Origin of the sequence: Streptomyces sp. CA-250714 (assembly GCF_050936705.1) — a bacterium.
In the GTDB taxonomy this organism is placed as follows: Bacteria; Actinomycetota; Actinomycetes; order Streptomycetales; family Streptomycetaceae; genus Streptomyces.
In genome coordinates, this window is the sequence record NZ_JBNJMI010000002.1 from 2,980,683 (window position 1) to 2,996,843 (window position 16,161).

Annotated in this window: 14 protein-coding genes; 3 read left to right on the forward strand and 11 right to left on the reverse strand. The window is 71.5% G+C overall.

Annotated features, from left to right (window positions below; genetic code table 11):
• Positions 1 to 35: 35 nt before the first annotated feature.
• From ACQEU8_RS32145 to ACQEU8_RS32160, 4 genes are all read right to left on the reverse strand, one after another.
• The gene (locus ACQEU8_RS32145; RefSeq protein WP_433107349.1) at positions 36 to 3,311 is read right to left on the reverse strand and encodes an amidohydrolase family protein; all 3,276 of its coding nucleotides are present in this window, start codon (positions 3,309 to 3,311) and stop codon (positions 36 to 38) included.
• A gap of 149 nt (positions 3,312 to 3,460) precedes the next feature.
• The gene (locus ACQEU8_RS32150; RefSeq protein WP_433107351.1) at positions 3,461 to 4,681 is read right to left on the reverse strand and encodes a dipeptidase; all 1,221 of its coding nucleotides are present in this window, start codon (positions 4,679 to 4,681) and stop codon (positions 3,461 to 3,463) included.
• Positions 4,678 to 5,226, reverse strand: a complete 549-nt coding sequence (gene purE / locus ACQEU8_RS32155; RefSeq protein WP_433107353.1) for a 5-(carboxyamino)imidazole ribonucleotide mutase — start codon at positions 5,224 to 5,226, stop codon at positions 4,678 to 4,680. The genes ACQEU8_RS32150 and purE overlap by 4 nt, the downstream gene beginning before the upstream one ends.
• A gap of 81 nt (positions 5,227 to 5,307) precedes the next feature.
• On the reverse strand, positions 5,308 to 6,477 hold the full coding sequence (locus ACQEU8_RS32160) for a 5-(carboxyamino)imidazole ribonucleotide synthase (protein ID WP_433107355.1): 1,170 nt from the start codon (positions 6,475 to 6,477) through the stop codon (positions 5,308 to 5,310).
• Positions 6,478 to 6,603: 126 nt separating this feature from the next.
• Between ACQEU8_RS32160 and ACQEU8_RS32165 the strand changes: the two genes are divergently transcribed.
• Together ACQEU8_RS32165 and ACQEU8_RS32170 are read left to right on the forward strand one after the other, a co-directional pair.
• Positions 6,604 to 7,077 (forward strand): protease inhibitor I42 family protein, encoded by a 474-nt coding sequence (locus ACQEU8_RS32165; RefSeq protein ID WP_433107357.1) that lies wholly within the window; start codon positions 6,604 to 6,606, stop codon positions 7,075 to 7,077.
• Between the two features lie 205 nt (positions 7,078 to 7,282).
• Positions 7,283 to 7,915, forward strand: coding sequence for a GtrA family protein (locus ACQEU8_RS32170; RefSeq protein WP_433107359.1), 633 nt, complete (start codon positions 7,283 to 7,285; stop codon positions 7,913 to 7,915).
• Here the strand turns inward: ACQEU8_RS32170 and ACQEU8_RS32175 are convergent.
• Together ACQEU8_RS32175 and ACQEU8_RS32180 are read right to left on the reverse strand one after the other, a co-directional pair.
• Entirely contained in the window at positions 7,835 to 9,124 is a 1,290-nt protein-coding gene (locus tag ACQEU8_RS32175) for an ATP-binding protein (protein WP_433107361.1), read from the reverse strand. The genes ACQEU8_RS32170 and ACQEU8_RS32175 overlap by 81 nt on opposite strands.
• Positions 9,125 to 9,186: 62 nt before the next feature.
• On the reverse strand, positions 9,187 to 9,867 hold the full coding sequence (locus ACQEU8_RS32180) for a response regulator transcription factor (RefSeq protein WP_209237437.1): 681 nt from the start codon (positions 9,865 to 9,867) through the stop codon (positions 9,187 to 9,189).
• A gap of 319 nt (positions 9,868 to 10,186) precedes the next feature.
• Here ACQEU8_RS32180 and ACQEU8_RS32185 point away from each other — a divergent pair, with 319 nt between their 5' ends.
• On the forward strand, positions 10,187 to 11,713 hold the full coding sequence (locus tag ACQEU8_RS32185) for a peptide MFS transporter (RefSeq protein WP_433107364.1): 1,527 nt from the start codon (positions 10,187 to 10,189) through the stop codon (positions 11,711 to 11,713).
• Here the strand turns inward: ACQEU8_RS32185 and ACQEU8_RS32190 are convergent.
• From ACQEU8_RS32190 to ACQEU8_RS32210, 5 genes are all read right to left on the reverse strand, one after another.
• A complete protein-coding gene (locus ACQEU8_RS32190; RefSeq protein ID WP_433107366.1) occupies positions 11,685 to 12,623 on the reverse strand; it encodes a neocarzinostatin apoprotein domain-containing protein in 939 nt (312 codons plus the stop codon). The two genes, ACQEU8_RS32185 and ACQEU8_RS32190, sit on opposite strands and share 29 nt — an antisense overlap.
• Positions 12,620 to 13,666 (reverse strand): COG1470 family protein, encoded by a 1,047-nt coding sequence (locus ACQEU8_RS32195; RefSeq protein ID WP_433107368.1) that lies wholly within the window; start codon positions 13,664 to 13,666, stop codon positions 12,620 to 12,622. Before ACQEU8_RS32195 ends, ACQEU8_RS32190 begins: the two co-directional genes overlap by 4 nt.
• A gap of 90 nt (positions 13,667 to 13,756) precedes the next feature.
• On the reverse strand, positions 13,757 to 14,515 hold the full coding sequence (locus ACQEU8_RS32200) for an LPXTG cell wall anchor domain-containing protein (protein WP_433107370.1): 759 nt from the start codon (positions 14,513 to 14,515) through the stop codon (positions 13,757 to 13,759).
• 267 nt (positions 14,516 to 14,782) lie between these two features.
• A complete protein-coding gene (locus ACQEU8_RS32205) occupies positions 14,783 to 15,259 on the reverse strand; it encodes an ATP-binding protein (protein WP_433107372.1) in 477 nt (158 codons plus the stop codon).
• A 413-nt stretch (positions 15,260 to 15,672) separates the two neighbouring features.
• A complete protein-coding gene (locus tag ACQEU8_RS32210; RefSeq protein WP_433107374.1) occupies positions 15,673 to 16,071 on the reverse strand; it encodes an STAS domain-containing protein in 399 nt (132 codons plus the stop codon).
• Between the last annotated feature and the right edge of the window lie 90 nt (positions 16,072 to 16,161).

The window sequence follows — 16,161 nt, forward strand, 5'->3', positions numbered from 1 at the left end:
GGGCCGGCGTGCGGAACGCCGGCCCCTCACGCACGTCAGTGCCCCATGTCGCAGCAGCCGTCCCGGCGCAGCTGGCGGCTCACCTGCCGCCAGTGCGCCTGCTGCCCCTCGTCACGGGTGCGCACCTGTGCGGTGCTGTAGGCGTCGATCAGGTCCTTCTGCTCGTAGGGGACGCCGCCGCGTACGACTGTCACTGTGCGCACCAGTGAGTCGAAGTCGGTCAGCGGGTTGCCATCCACCAGGGTGAGGTCGGCCAGCTTGCCCTCCTCCACGGTGCCGAGTTCGCGCTCGGCGCCGAACGCCCTGGCCGGCAGCACGGTGGCCGTACGCAGCGCCTCGTGCGGCTTGAGCCCGGCGCGGTGCAGGGCGCGCAGGGCCAGATGGAGGTGGAGCCCGACCGGCACCAGCGGCTGGTCGGTGCCGAGCGCGACGATGCCGCCCGCGGCGAGAACGCGCCGGTAGACGGCGGTCTCCACGTCGAGTGTGGCCAGTTGCTCCTTGGTGGGCGGAGTGGCCGCGCCCTGGCGTACGAGTTGCACGTCCCACGGCGGCAGCAGCCGGGTCACCCGCTCGTCCTCGGCCAGCTCCGGGTGGGCGCCCAGCAGTGGGGCCGCGGTGAAGGGCGTGGCGACGAGATGGAAGTCGCCCGGCGTGCTGTAGATGCCGACGACGTCCTCGCCTGCGTGCCCGGTGCCGGTCGTTGCGTGCCCGAACTCCAGCCGCTGGGTGGCCTGGAGGTGGGTCGTCAGGTCCTGGCCGATCTGTACGCCCGGGGTGCACAGATGGCTTCCGGAGCGGACGCCGAGCTCCTCGTGCGCGTACTGCGCCGCCTGCCGCATCGCGGTGGCGGATGCGCGTACGTACGTCTTGACGAAGTCCCAGTCGAGCGCGCCCCCGCGCTCCAGGGAGCGCCGTAGCCCTTCTGCCGTGCGGTGGGCGCGGCCCATGCTGTACGCGACGCGGGCGCCGTCCAGCAGCTCGCCGGTTGTCAGCAGTCGTGGTCCGGCCAGCTGTCCTGCGGCCACCGCCTCGCGCAGCCGGACCTGTTCGTAGGCGAAGCCGCCGAAGGAGACTGCTGTGGTGATGCCGTAGGCGAGCTGGGCGACGGTCTGCCTGCCGCCGTACGTCGTCTGCCAGGGGTGCGTGTGGGTGTCCCACAGGCCCGGCAGCACGGTCAGTTCTGAGGCGTCCAGCCGGCGCTCGGCGCGCCGCCCTGAGCGGTGTGGGGCGATCTCGGCGATACGCCCGTCACGCAGCACCAGGTCGACGTCCTCGCGTACGCCCTCTCCTGTGCCGTCCCACAGCCGTCCGGCGTGCACGACGGTCTGCTTGGGGGCGGGCCGCCGCCAGGACATCTCCAGCCGGACAGTGCGCGCATTTCCGCCCTTCACGTCGCGCAGCCGCAGCTTGCCCGCCGACAGGTACAGCAGTGTGCGGGAATCGCCCGCCCAGGAGGGGTGGTCGGCGCTCTCGTCGGACAGCCGGCGGGCCTTCCCTGCCGGGCTGCCGTCGTCGCGTACGGGCAGCACCCACAGCGCCGACTCGGACACGGCCGCCATCCACTTCCCGTCCGGTGACCAGACGGGCCCCGAGGCGTAGCGGTCGGCGAGCGAGGCGTACGGGGCGAGCGGGTGCAGTACCTCCGCGCCGCTGTCGGTGTCGAGGACGCGGATGAGGTTGTAGCCCTCGCGGAAGCGGTAGTTGAGCCGGTTGCGGTCGCACAGCGCGAGACGGCGGCCGTCCGGCGACCAGCTGGGCGGACCCGGGATACCGCCGCCGCCCAGCGGCTTGGCCAGGGTGCGCTCCTGGCCGTCGGCCAGGTCCTTGACCAGCAGGTTGCCCGCCATGTCCAGGCAGGCCAGCTTGGCGCCGTCTGGGGAGAGCGCGCCGAAGACGCGGCCGCCTGCGGCGAGTTCCGTCTCCTTGCCGGAGTCGAGTTCTCTGCGGCGTACGGCCAGCAGTCCGCCGCGGTCGTCGCTGTAGAGCAGCGCTTTGCCGTCCCGGGTGAAGGAGGGCGCGCAGATGTAGCGGGCCTCGGACGCCTGGACGAGCTTGGTGGGGCGGCCCCGGCCGTCGGTGCGGGCCAGCCAGAGCGCGTTGAGGGCGACGAAGGCGAAGTGCTTGCCGTCCGGGGAGAGCACCGGCTGCTGCACGCCGCGCACCCGGTGGCTGCCGGGCGCCTCGAATCCGTAGTCCTTGACGCGGTAGCGGGGTCTTTGGGTGGGGAGTTCGGCGGTGAAGGGGATGCGCTCGGCGGACTCGGGGCGGGCCGGGCGCAGCAGCCGGAAGGTGCCGGAGACGGTCAGCAGCAGCGTCTCGCGGTCGGTCCAGCGGGGCGGCACCGGCGCCAGATCGCCCTCGATCCGTACGGCCTTACCGTCGACGACCAGCGTGCAGGACGCCTTGGGCGCGGCGGTGGTGCGCAGGTAGGCCACCTTGCCCGAGGGGGAGACGGCGGGCGTCATCAGCGAGACGCCCGCGGTGTCGTCCTGGTGCTCGGTACGGACGTCCCCGGAGCCGTCAGCGGCGACGGAGACCAGCGTGCGGGCCTGGAGCTGCGGCCCCGTCTCGCCCTTGACGACACTGCCGCGTACGCACAGCACGCGCTCGCCGTCCGGTGACCAGGCCGGGTCGAAGTCCTCCCAGGCGCCGTCCTGCAGCGGCCCGCCCTGGCCCTTCCGGCCGGTGAGGCGGGTCAGTTCGCCGCTGCGTACATCCAGCACCCAGATGCGGTACGGGCTGCCCTTGACCGGGTCGCCCTCGCGCTCGGAGGCGAACGCGATCCGGGTGCCGTCGGGCGACCACGCGGGGCCGCGGTCGTCCCACGGCCCGTCGGTGCGCTGCTTCAGACCGGAGCCGTCCGAGCGCAGGGTCCAGATGTGGAAGCCGCCGTCCCGGTAGGCGCATACGGCCACGGTCCTGCCGTCCGGTGCGAGCACCGGGCGGGTGGGCTCCAGCCCCGGGACGGTCAGTGCGCGGGCTGCGCCGCCCGAACGGGGGATGGACCAGAGGATGTTCTGCATCTCCGCGATCATCCGCTCGGCGCCGGGCACGAGCGTGGCGGCGCCGTTGGTGGCGGCGGAGAAGGAGACGGTGCGGGCTTTGGTGGCGGCCTTCGCCTCAGCCGCGGCCGTCGTGGTGGCGGCGGACGCGGGTGCGGCGGCTGCCGGGGCTGTGAGGGCGGTACCGGAGACGGCGAGGGCGCCGCCTGCCGCGGCTGACGCCTGGAGGAGCCGGCGCCGGGCGAGGGTGCCGGAGTCGCTGTCGGTGGCTGAGTCGATGTGTGAGCCGGATGATTCCGAGGTGGCCAATGATCCTCCCTGGAAGGAGTGGGCCAGCTGATGCTCGCGGGCCCGGGGAGCAAGGTCAAGACCTCACCGCCCGGGCCCGGCCACCTCAAAGGGCGCAGTCACAAGGGAGTTGACCGCTGGTCAACCCTGTGCGGCGAATCGCCGCGGGATCAGCCGTCCAGCTGACCGATCGTGGCGATCGAGGGGCCGCGCTGCGTCTGGAGTGTGCGGGCCACCTCCTCCGCCTCGCGCAGCACCCGCAGGGCGTTGGACCACGTCAGCTTCGCCAGGTCAGCGTCGGACCACTTGCGGTCCAGCAACTCGGCCACCAGGTGCGGATAGCCGGAGACGTCCTCCAGCTGGGCCGGGGTGAAGGCGGTGCCGTCGTAGTCGCCGCCGATGCCGATGTGGTCGATGCCCGCGACCTCGCGCATGTGGTCGAGGTGGTCGGCGACCGTGGCGGCGTCGGGAACCGGCCGCGGGTTGGCCTTCTCGAACTCGCGCTGCACCTTGCGGCCCTCGTCGCTCAGGTCCAGATGGTCCAGGCCGTGGGCGCGCATGTTCTCGTCGGCCGCCAGGGTCCAGGCCACCGCCTCGGGGAGGATGAACTTGGGTACGAAGGTGGCCATCGCCACGCCGCCGTTGGCGGGCAGCTGGGCGAGCACGTCGTCGGGGATGTTGCGCGGGTGGTCGCAGACGGCGCGCGCGGAGGAGTGCGAGAAGATCACGGGCGCCTCGGTCACCCGCAACGCGTCCCGCATGGTGTCGGCCGCCACATGCGAGAGGTCGACCAGCATGCCGAGCCGGTTCATCTCGCGGACGACCTCTTCGCCGAAGCGGCTCAGCCCGCCCGCACGCGGCTCGTCGGTGGCCGAATCGGCCCAGTCCAGCGAGTTGTTGTGGGTGAGCGTCAGATAGCGCACCCCGAGCTGGTACAGGGCGCGCAGCGCGGCCAGCGAGTTGTTGATCGAGTGCCCGCCCTCGGCGCCCATCAGCGAGGCGATGCGCCGCTGGGCGTGCGCGGCCTCCACGTCCTCAGCGGTGAAGGCCAGCTGGAGGTCGTCGGGGTAGCGCGCCGCCAGCAGCCGTACGGCGTCGATCTGCTCCAGGGTCGCGCTCACCGCGTCGTCCCCGGTCAGCTCGCCGGGGACGTAGACGGACCAGAACTGCGCGCCGACGCCGCCGGCGCGCAGCCGCGCGAGGTCGGTGTGCAGCTTCTCGTGCTGCTCCTTGGCGATGTCGAGCTTGTCGAGGTCGTAGCACGCCTGCTCGCGCAGTGCCCATGGCAGGTCGTTGTGCCCGTCCACGACGGGGTGCTCGGTCAGCAGCGCACGGGCGCGCTCCAGGTTGGGGCTGTCGGGGCGCCGCTGCGGGCTGTCGGTACGCGTCACCGGTTGCCTCCCGCGCCGTTGCCGAAGCCGAACCCGGTCTCCCCCGCGGCCTTGGCCCGCAGCCGCTTGCCCTTCTCGGTGGCCTGTGCGTTGAGCTCCTGCTGGAAGTCGCGCATCTTCTCGCGCAGTTCGCCCTCCTGCGCCGCGAGCATCCGTACGGCGAGCAGCCCGGCGTTGCGCGCGCCGCCCACCGAGACGGTGGCGACGGGGACACCCGCGGGCATCTGCACGATGGAGAGCAGCGAGTCCATGCCGTCCAGGTACTTGAGCGGCACGGGCACGCCGATGACGGGCAGCGTGGTGACCGAGGCGAGCATGCCCGGCAGATGTGCCGCACCGCCGGCGCCCGCGATGATCGCCTTCAGTCCGCGGTCCGCTGCGTCCTCGCCGTAGGCGATCATCTCGCGGGGCATCCGGTGCGCGGAGACGACATCGACCTCGTACGGCACCTCGAACTCGTCCAGCGCCTTGGCCGCCTCCTCCATGACGGGCCAGTCCGAGTCGGACCCCATGACGATCCCCACGAGCGGGCTTGGGCTGGTCATACGACTCCTAGGTGAGGGGGTGGTGGGCGGGTGGGCAGGACGCACACTCCCACGGCGGGACAGCCGGCCGACACGGGGAGCTCACTCGGCGATGGTGCCCCGCAAGTATCCCGCGGCGTGCGCGGCGCGCTCCCGTACGTCGGCGAGGTCGTCCCCGTAGACATTGACGTGCCCCACCTTGCGGCCGGGCTTCACGTCCTTCCCGTACATATGGATCTTGAGCCGCGGGTCGCGTGCCATGCAGTGCAGATACGCCGCGTACATGTCGGGGTAGTCGCCGCCCAGCACATTGGCCATCACGGTCCAGCGCTCCCGGCAGCGCGGGTCGCCCAGCGGCAGGTCCAGCACGGCCCGCACATGGTTGGCGAACTGCGAGGTCACAGCGCCGTCCTGGGTCCAGTGCCCGGAGTTGTGCGGCCGCATGGCCAGCTCGTTGACGAGCAGCCGGCCGTCCTTCGTCTCGAACAGCTCGACCGCCAGATGCCCGACGACACCCAGCTCGTGCGCCACCCGCAGCGCCATTTCCTGGGCGCCCAGCGCGGCCTCCTCGGCCAGCGCGGGCGCGGGGGCGATCACGGTGTCGCAGACGCCGTCGACCTGGATGGACTCCACGACGGGGTAGGCGACGGCCTGCCCGTGCGGGGAGCGGACGACGTTCGCGGCCAGCTCCCGCGCGAAGTCGACCTTCTCCTCGGCGAGCACGGGGACGCCCGCCTTGAACGGCTCGGCCGCGGTCGGGTCGTCAGCGCCGCGTACGACCCATACGCCCTTGCCGTCGTAGCCGCCGCGCACCGTCTTGAGGACGACGGGGAAGCCGCCGCTCCCGGGGGCCGACGCGGCCGCGCCCTCCGCCGCGAACGCGGCGACGTCCTCGGGACCGCTGACGATCCGGTTGCGCGGCGCGGGTACGCCGAGTTCGGCGAGCCGGGCGCGCATCACGCCCTTGTCCTGCGCGTGGACGAGCGCGTCCGGGCCCGGGCGGACGGGGATGCCGTCCGCCTCCAGCGCGCGGAGATGCTCGGTGGGCACATGTTCGTGATCGAAAGTGATCACATCGCAGCCCTCGGCGAAGCGCCGCAGCGTGTCCAGATCTCGGTAGTCACCAACGACAACCTCGTTGACGACTTGTGCCGCCGAGTCCTGCGCCGTATCGGAAAGGAGCTTGAATCTGATGCCGAGCGGGATGCCCGCCTCGTGGGTCATACGAGCGAGCTGGCCACCGCCGACCATGCCGACTACCGGGAATGTCACGGTTCCAGGGTACGGGGCCCGAGGGAGCGCTCCGCCCGCCCCTTACGCCTCCGGCGCCTCCTCTATGCTCCGTACTGGTCGGTCTTGAGGTGGACCTGCTGAGAACGGGGGCGCGGGTTGCGGCGTATGAAACAAGCCACACTGACACTGGCCGTCCTGCTGGCCGCCACGGCGTGCGGTGGAGGCGGCGACAACAGCGACAACGGGGACAGCGGCGGCAGCGGCAACGACGGAGCCGACGGCGGCGCCGGCATGCCCCGTCCCCGCGAGTTCGGCATCCACGACACCCGCGTCCAGGTACGCCCGCACGAGCAGTTCGTGCTGAAGGTCCCGTACCGGCCCAGCGAGGGCTACCGCTGGATCGTGCGCGGCGACAAGCCCGACCCGAGGACCGCCACCCTCATCGACACCAGGGCCCAGGGCTTCGACCCCGACCGCATGGGCGACCGCGGCGAACGCTGGTACTCCTACCGCGCCGAGAAGCCCGGCAGGACGAAGCTCGCGCTGCGTGAGTGCTTCCAGTGCGGGACCAGCAACGAGCGGGTCGATGCGGACCACCCCGTGAAGGACGTCACCTTCCACATCACCGTCGCGAACTGACCGGCAGCACGGTCGCGCGCTGACCAGCGGCACCTTCGCCGGCCCTGCCGACAGCACGTCACCGGCCGGGCGGGGCACCGGCAACCATCCGCGCCCCGGCTGCGTCAATCGCCCTACAGAGCGAATGTAGGGCTGGTTAGCATGGGTCAGCCTTCGACGACCGAACGAAACGGGGCTCAGTATCGCTATGGGGAAATGGCGCACGATGCGCCCGGGACTGGAACGGCTCGTGCGCGAACTGGCCAAGTTCGGCGCCGTCGGTGCGCTGGGCTTCCTGGTGAACGTCGCGATCTTCAACCTGTGCATCCACACGTTCCAGCTCGCCCCCATCCGCTCCGGGGTCATCTCGCAGGTCGTCGCCATCGGCACCAACTACCTGGGCAACCGCTACTGGACCTACCGGCACATCGACAAGAACCGGATCCACCGCGAGACGGTCCTCTTCTTCCTCTTCAGCGGCGTCGGGCTGGTGCTGGAGAACGGCATCCTGGCCCTCTCGCACTACGGCTTCGGCTACACCTCGCCGCTCGCCGACAACATCGCCAAGAACGTCATCGGGCTCGCCATCGGCACCGTCTTCCGCTTCTGGGCGTACCGCACCTGGGTGTTCCGGGTCGGCGCCAAGGCCGGTGCCGGCACTGACGCCGGTACGGGGACCGACGCCGAGACCGACGGTGAACCCTCCCCCGGGCTTCGCCCAGCAGGTGCCCCCAGCGACCCCTTCGCCGTCGAACCGGCGGCCGTCGAACCGGCGGCCTCAGCCGGAGCCGGACGCATCGAGGTCGGCCGCCTCGCGGCTGAGGAACAGCGCGAAGACCGGCGGCAGCTGCTGAAGTAGCTCCAGCCGCCCGCCGTCCGCCTCCGCGAGATCGCGGGCGACGGCGAGGCCGAGGCCGGTGGAGTTGTGGCCGCTGACGGTCCGTTCGAAGACCCGCGAGCCCAGCGCCTCGTCCACCCCGGGGCCCTCGTCCGTGACCTCCACCACCACCTGGTTGCCGGTGACCCGGGTACGCAGCGCGACCGTACCGGCGCCGTGCATCAGCGAGTTCTCGATCAGCGTCGCCAGCACCTGCGCCACCGCGCCGGGCGTACCCACCGCGCGGAGCCCGGTCTTGCCGGAGCGCACGATGGCCCGGCCCGCGCTGCGGTAGGCGGGCTTCCACTCCTCGATCTGCTGCTTGACGACCTCGTCCAGGTCGAAGCTGACGGCCGAGCCGGTGCGCGGGTCGCGGGAGTTGGTCAGCAGCCGCTGCACCACGTCGGTGAGCCGCTCGACCTGGGCGAGCGCGATGGTCGCCTCCTCCTTGACGACGGCACGGTCCTCGGGTTCGTCGCCGTCGGCCATGGTGATGATCTCCTCCAGCCGCATCGACAGCGCCGTCAGCGGGGTGCGCAGCTGGTGCGAGGCGTCGGCCGCCAGCCGCCGCTCGGCGGTGAGCATCCGGCCGATCCGGTCCGCGCTGGCGTCCAGCACGTCCGCGACCCGGTCCAGCTCCGGCACCCCGTAGCGGCGGTGCCGCGGGCGCGGGTCGCCGGAGCCGAGCCGTTCGGCGGTCTCGGCCAGGTCGGTGAGCGGGGCCGCGACGCGGTGTGCCTGGCGTACGGCCAGCACGGCGGCGGCGATCACGGCGAGCAGCGCGACCGCGGCGATGATCAGCAGGGTGCGGCCGACCTCGGCGCGCACCGCGGACCGCGACGCCTGCACGGTGACGTGCTCGCCGTGCGCGCCGGTCTCCCTCGCCTCGACGACATCGCCCGCGGGCCGTTCGCCGACCTCGATGGGCCGCCGCCGGTCGGGCAGGTCGATGCGGATGTAGCGGACGATGCGGTCCTTGGAGGTGGTGACGCCGATGGACTCCTTCGTCACCCTCTCCTTGGCCACCAGCCGGTTCTCGACGGTGGAGACCAGGCGGATCGCCTCGGAGCGGACGTTCTCCCTGGTGCTGTTCTCGATCGTGCGGGACTCGACGATGACGAGGGAGATGCCGAAGACCGCGACGACGACGAGTACGACCGCGAGGATGGACAGGATGAGCCGACGGCGCACGTGCTGGCTTCTTTCCTAGCTGTTCCGGGGGCTCAATCTGGTTCCGGCTCCTCGAAGGTGCCCTAGCTCTTCTCGAAGCGGAAGCCGACGCCGCGCACAGTGGCGATGTAGCGGGGGTTGGCCGCGTCGTCGCCGAGCTTCTTGCGCAGCCAGGAGATGTGCATGTCGAGTGTCTTGGTCGACGACCACCAGGTGGTGTCCCACACCTCGCGCATCAGCTGGTCCCGGGTGACGACCCGGCCCGCGTCCCGCACCAGCACCCGCAGCAGGTCGAACTCCTTGGCGGTCAGCTGCAACTCCTCATCGCCCATCCACGCCCGGTGCGACTCGACGTCGATCCGCACGCCGTGTGTGGCCGGGGGCTGGGCCGGTTCGGCGGGGGTGCCGCGGCGCAGCAGGGCGCGGACCCGGGCCAGCAGCTCGGCGAGCCGGAAGGGCTTGGTGACGTAGTCGTCGGCACCCGCGTCGAGGCCGACGACGGTGTCCACCTCGTCGGCACGCGCGGTCAGTACGAGGACGGGGAAGCTGTGGCCCTCGTTGCGCAGCCTGCGGCACACCTCGAGACCGTCCATACCGGGCAGCCCCAGGTCGAGCACGACCAGGTCGATGCCCTCGCGCAGCCCGGCGTCGAGTGCGGTGGGGCCGTCCTCGCGCACCTCGACCTCGTAGCCCTCCCGGCGCAGGGCGCGGGCCAGCGGCTCCGAGATCGACGCATCATCCTCGGCGAGCAGTACACGGGTCATGGACCGATGGTAGTCCGCGTGGCCGAGCGTCAGTGTGGATACGGTGCGCTGCCCTCCGGTTCTGACAATCCTCAGGTGAGATGGACACGTCACCAACGAATACGCGCCTGGGTTGCACCTTTCACCTGTGATGTATCTCGCAAGCTCTTCCCCGGGGGCATGGCCGGTGACTTATGGTGAATGCACTTATGTAAGTGAACGTCGAGGACTCCTGGCGCCCACGCACCACCGGCCGGGGGTCCTTTTCCGTGTACGGGTCCCGCCTGCGAGCAGCGCCGCTGGGCAGCGCGGCCCCAGCGCAATGGCAAGGAACACCGATATGGCGCCCAGCCTGACGAAGGACGCCCCCGGCACCACCGGCGGCAAGACCTTCTTCGGCCACCCACGAGGTCTGGCCACGCTCTTCATGACGGAGATGTGGGAGCGCTTCAGCTTCTACGGCCTTCGCGCACTGCTCGTCGTCTACCTCGTGGCCGGCGGGCCCGACGCGGGTGAGGGCGGCGCCGGAAGCCAGGGTGGCGGCCTCGCCATGGACCTGGCCACGGCCACGGCGATCTACTCCGTCTACAACGCCATGGTCTATCTGCTGACCATGCCGGGCGGCTGGTTCGGCGACCGGCTCTGGGGCCCCCGCAAGACCGTCACCGTGGGCGCCGGCATCATCATGATCGGCCACCTCACCCTGGCCCTGCCGGGCGAGGCGTCGTTCTTCACCGGTCTCGCCTGCGTGGCCACCGGCTCCGGGCTGCTGAAGGCCAACATCTCCAAGATGGTCGGCGATCTGTACAACGGCCCCGACGACCCGCGCCGCGACGGCGGCTTCACGGTCTTCTACATGGGCATCAACGCGGGTTCGTTCCTTGCCCCGTTCGCCATCGGCACCGTCGGCCAGACCGTCAACTGGCATCTGGGCTTCGGCATGGCCGCCGTCGGTATGGGCCTCGGCCTGGTCCAGTTCCTCATCGGCTCGCGCCATCTGGACCCCAGGAGCAGCCAGGTCCCAGCGCCGCTGTCGGCGCCGGAGAAGACGGCCGTACTGCGCAAGTCGCTGCTGTGGCTGGTCGTCGCCGTCGTCTTCTACGGCGTCGTGGTGGCCACCGGCACCTTCACCCTCAACTGGGCGATGATCCCGCTCACCGTGCTGGGCCTGCTCATACCGCTCGGGATGCTGGTGCGGATCAAGCGCGACAAGGACCTCACCCAGGCCGAGCAGGGCCGGATGACCGGCTACATCTGGTTCTTCGCCGCCGCGGCGATCTTCTGGATGATCTACGACCAGGGCGCCTCCACCGTCCAGGCGTTCGGTGACGCCAAGACGTCCACCTCGATCCTGGGCTGGCACTTCCCCTCGACCTGGTTCCAGTCGATCAACCCGCTCTTCATCATCCTGCTCGCCCCGGTCTTCGCCGCGCTGTGGCTGGCGCTCAACCGGCGCGGCAAGGAGCCGACGACCACCGCGAAGTTCGCCTTCGCGCTGGTGGTGACCGGCCTGTCGTTCTTCGTCTTCGTCATCCCGATGGCATCGGCCTCCGACGGTACGAAGGTGACCCCGCTGTGGCTGGTCCTCATCTTCCTGATGCACACCGTCGCGGAGCTGTGCCTGTCGCCCGTCGGCCTGTCGGTGACCACCAAGCTGGCCCCCGCGAAGTATGCGAGCCAGCTCATGGGTGTCTGGTTCCTCGCCGTGACCGCGGGTGACAGCATCACCGGCCTGCTGTCCATCGGCGGCGTTGACCTCAGCACCACGGGCGTCGTCGCCCTCGAAGCCGCCCTCGCGGTGCTGGCCGGATTCGCGGTGTACATGTACCGGCGGCAGATCACCGCGACGATGACCGAAGTGAAGTAGCCGCACCCTGGGCGCCCCCTCCTTGGGGGGCGCCCTCACCGGCAGAGCGCCGCGAAGGTGGGGCGAGCCGTGAGACAAGCGCCATGCCGAGCCGGAACACCGCCAGCGGGACCACCACGCACAGCAGCAGCCAGAACAGCGTCACCCCCCAGGGCCGCCCCACATCCCAGGGCTGTTCGGTCAGTACGCGGCCGTCGAGCTTGGCCGCGACCGTGTACTCCCCGTGGGCGCCCGAGGCCAGCTCGACGGGCAGCTCGACCCGCGCCTTCTTGCCCGGATCGATCGTGCCCCGCCACTGCTGGCGCTCCCACTCGGGGGCGAGGACGCCGTGCGAGGTGCCCACCTCGAAGACCGGGTCCCGGGCGCGGTCGGCACCCAGATTGCCGACCGTGAGCACCAGTTTCCGCTGCTCGGGGGCGCCGAACCAGTTGAGCAGCCCGCTCTCCCCCTCCAGCCGCGCCGCCAGCACGCTGAGCCGCCCGCCCGTGCGCCTCTCGGGCAGCGGTTTCACCGGGTGGCCCGCGACCCGGAACGCCGCGTTCGCCGCCGCGTAGGCGCCCGTCACCGTGGTGGCCCGTACGACGCACGGGCAGGCCTTCGGCGGCTCGGCGACGGGAATCGCCTTGCGGAAGCGGCCGTTCTTGTCCGTGGTGACGGCCCGTCCCTCGGCGTTGGCGCAGGCGTTGGTGCCGCCGATGGCCTTCTGACCGCACATCAGCAGGGTGAGCAGGGTGTCGGGGCGCCATCCGGCGCCGCGCACCGTGACGTTCGCCCCCGCGCCCGCCTCGCTCTTGGAGAGCGTGATCTTCGGCTGCTGCGTCTTGGCGGTGCCTGCCGTCGCCTGGTTCGGTGCCGCCACCATGATGAGGCAACCCAGCAGGACTGCGACTCGCCGGATGTCCGTCCTCACTTCGCGGCTCCCCTCATGGCGCCGGACGTCGGGGCTGCGGCAGTGGCGCCCACCGTCGGCCCCTCGGGGGTTTCGTCCCCGCGCCCCCGGTCGGGACGGGGCGCCGGCCCCCGGCCGGAGCCGGCTCCCTCACCCGGGGTCGGCCGCCGGTCCTCGCCCGACGAAGCGCCGCGGCTGCGACGGACGTACCAGCCAACGCCCGTACCGGCGAGGGCGACGAGCACCCCGACTACCCACCCCCAGGGCACAGCCGTGTACGAGGCCGTACCGGAATCCCGCGCTCCGTCCTCGGCCAGCACCACAAGGCGGACGTCCGCCACATCCGCCGCGGGCGGGTGCGGCCACCGCTCCTGGCGGGTGACGCGCTGGCCGGGGAGCAGTTCGACGGGCAGAGTCCTGGCCGGTTGCCGTACCAGCGGACCGAAGAGGCCGTCGGCGTGGACGGCGAGCCGGGGCCGCAGCGCGGTGTTGCCGCGGTTGACCAGGGTGTAGCCGATCAGCGCGGCACCGTCGTCGGCCTTCTCCACTTGGACGTTCTCCACGCTCAGCGCCGCCAGCGTCGGCCCGCTCACCCGCAGATGCATCCGTACCCCCACCGTCCGCCTGCCGTCGCTGACGACGAGCGCGGCGGGATGGTCGCCCGGCACGGCGCTGTCGGGGACGGTCACGCTCAGCGGCACCTCGGCGCGGGTGTGCGGCGGCACCTCGACGGTGTCCTTCGCGAGGGCGATCCACTTGCCGGGGCCCTTGCTGCGGCCCTCCTCCCGCACGGCGAACCCGCCGCCGCGTGCGTTGTACGCGTCAGCCCCGCGCAGCCGGAAGGTGCGGGGTGCTCCGCCCTCGTTGGTGAGCGCGACGGAGTCCCGGAGCACGGTGCCGGGGCCGCCCTCCAGATAGAAGAACGAGCGTGCGTCGGACGCCGCGGTGCCCGCGGGCGGGGAGGGCGCCGCCGACCACGGGGGCTCGCCCTCGCCGGGTGTCGCCGCGCGGGCGGGGCTGTCCGCTCCCAGCAGGCAGAGCACGGCGAGTGCACAGACCAGCACCCCCCGGGTGCGGCCCGGGAGCGATCCCCGGGTGCGGGGGGCCGGTGCGCTGCGGGCGCCTTGGCGGGGCGGGGTGCGGCCCACCACGGGCTAGTGCCGTACCGCGGCCCTGCGCCGCGTCACCCACAGTGCTCCGCCGATTCCGGCCAGCAGCACGGTGCCGCCGAGGGTGCCGAGGGCGACTGCGGAGTCGGTGGGGCCGGTCTTGGGCAGTTCGCCGCCGCTGGGCGCTGCTCCGCCGGTGGCCGCCGCGCCGCCGGAGGCGTCACCTCCGCCGCTCGCCGTGCCGCCGGTGTCACCGCCGCCCGAGCCGCCGCTGCCGCCCGCCGCGGTCACATCGAGGGTGAGGGAGGGTTTCGGGTTGTTCTTCGGGTTGCAGGTGGTGGTCGTACCCATCGCCTTGATGGTGAGTGTGCCGGCGGTGAAGGTGACCTTGCCGCTCTTCTTCGGTGTGTAGGTCCCGCTCAAGTCAGGGATCTTGATCGGGGTGTTGGCCGGGATGGCCTTGTCGTTCGGCGGACCGCTCACCGGCACATCGCCGGTCTCGGCGCCGCCGAGCTTGATCTTGGCGCTGGGCTTCATCACGCCCTTGCCGAGTTCGACGGGGCTGGAGGAGACGCCCTTCTCGAACGACATGGTGAGCTTGTAACCGCTGCCGCTCTTGGTGGACTTGATGTCGATGGGCGAGACGGCGCTCTTGTCCCCGATCGGGGTCTTGCACTGGTAGTCGACGTCGACCGTCGTGGCGCTCGCCGCGGGGGCCGACAGCAGTACGGCCGAGCCGGCGAGGGCTGTTGCCGCCACCGTGGCGGCGGCCGTGCGGGTGTGGCGTTTCTTGCTGTGGGACACGGGGGTTCCCCCTTCATCCGGACTCGCAAGTTACTGACGACACATCAGATTTGCGCCGACAGTAGCTCCAGCCCCTTGCCGAGGGAAGAGCGCCTGCACCGTGAGTCAGCGGGGAGCCGAAGAGTTGGGGCGGGAAACAGGCGAGAAACACCCGCGCCCGTTTCGCGTCGTAACACCCGCGCCATGTCGCGTCATACGAGCGTCAGAGCGGAGCCGCGAGCGTCAGATCGGAGCCGCGAGCTCGCCCACACCCCGTCATACGGAGCGTCAGTGCGGAGCCGCGAGCTCCGCCCACACCGTCTTGCCCGGGCCCTCCGCGTTGCGTACCACGCCCCAGTCGAGGCACAGCCGCTGGACGATGAACATCCCGTGTCCGCCGGGCCGGCCGGCGCGGTGCGGCGTACGGGGGGACGGGGAGCCGCTGCCCAGGTCGACGATCTCCAGGCGCAGCACCTTCGCGTTGGCGCCGACCCGCAGTTCCTCGGGGCCGTTGGCGTGCAGGCACGCGTTGGTGACCAGTTCCGAGACGACGAGCAGCACGTCCTCAGCCGCCGCGCGCTGGTCGGCCGTGGCGGCGGGCAGCCAGCCCCAGTCCTGGAGGGCCCGGCGGGTGAAGTCACGGGCACGCGGCACGGCGCCGCTGGCGCCGACCAGTCGCAGCCTGCGGACCTGCCGCATCGGCTGTCCTGCCTGGCGTGCGGTCCCCGCGGCGGCCGAGGCCGCACTCTCCGCAGCGGTCCCCATGGCGCCACTCCCCCCTTCGGGTTCGGGCGTGGAAGCGCTCCCGGAAGTGGAAGCGTCCCCGGGAGCGCCACCGGAATCGGAGATCCCGAGGGCTGGCTCACGCCCCGTGTCCGTACCGGCACGCACTCGTGCGTCAGCACCCCCGGCCGCGGCACACCCCGGGCCCGCGGTGGCCGGAGTGCCCTCGGACTCCGGACCACGGTCGCCCGCCGGTTGCGGCCGGGTGGTGCTCATCAGTGGTTCACCTCACCGATCACCGGTTACGTTTCGCCGTCCCGCGCCGTTCCGCACCCCTGCGGAACCTTGACGCGCTGTACACGAATGTCTGACAGATTCGAAGGACTCCTGCCCGGACGCACCGTGAGAACACTTACGGATTCAGCCGGACCTGTGTGATGCGCGTAACGCCCTGGTTACGCCTCTGGCCGGGATTCCGGGCCCGAGGAATTCCCCAGCGCCGAGGCGAGATCGTCGTGCACGGTGAAGACCGCGCTCGCACCGGTGATCTCGAAGACGCGCGCCACTACGGGGAGCATCCCCGCCAGATGGACACCGCCGCCGGCCTCCTCCGCCTTCAGGCGGGCGCCGAGCAGTACGTTCAACCCCGTGGAGTCGCAGAACTCGAGCCGTGAGCAGTCCACGACGAGGCGGCTGTAGCCCTCCTCGACGCTCCGCTCCAACGGCTCGCGCAACAGCTCCGCGGTGTGGTGATCGAGCTCACCCTCGGGGGTCACCACGGCACTGATTCCCTCGTGCCGTACCTCGACCGTCAGCCGGCCCTGGCTCGTGCTGCCGGGCATCCCGCGGTCCATGCACACCCCTTCTGTTTCGCGTGAGGGCCTTCACTGCTTCCCCCCGTCGAGCGGTTCGAACCCTACGCCTTCGTGGCCCTTACCGGTAGC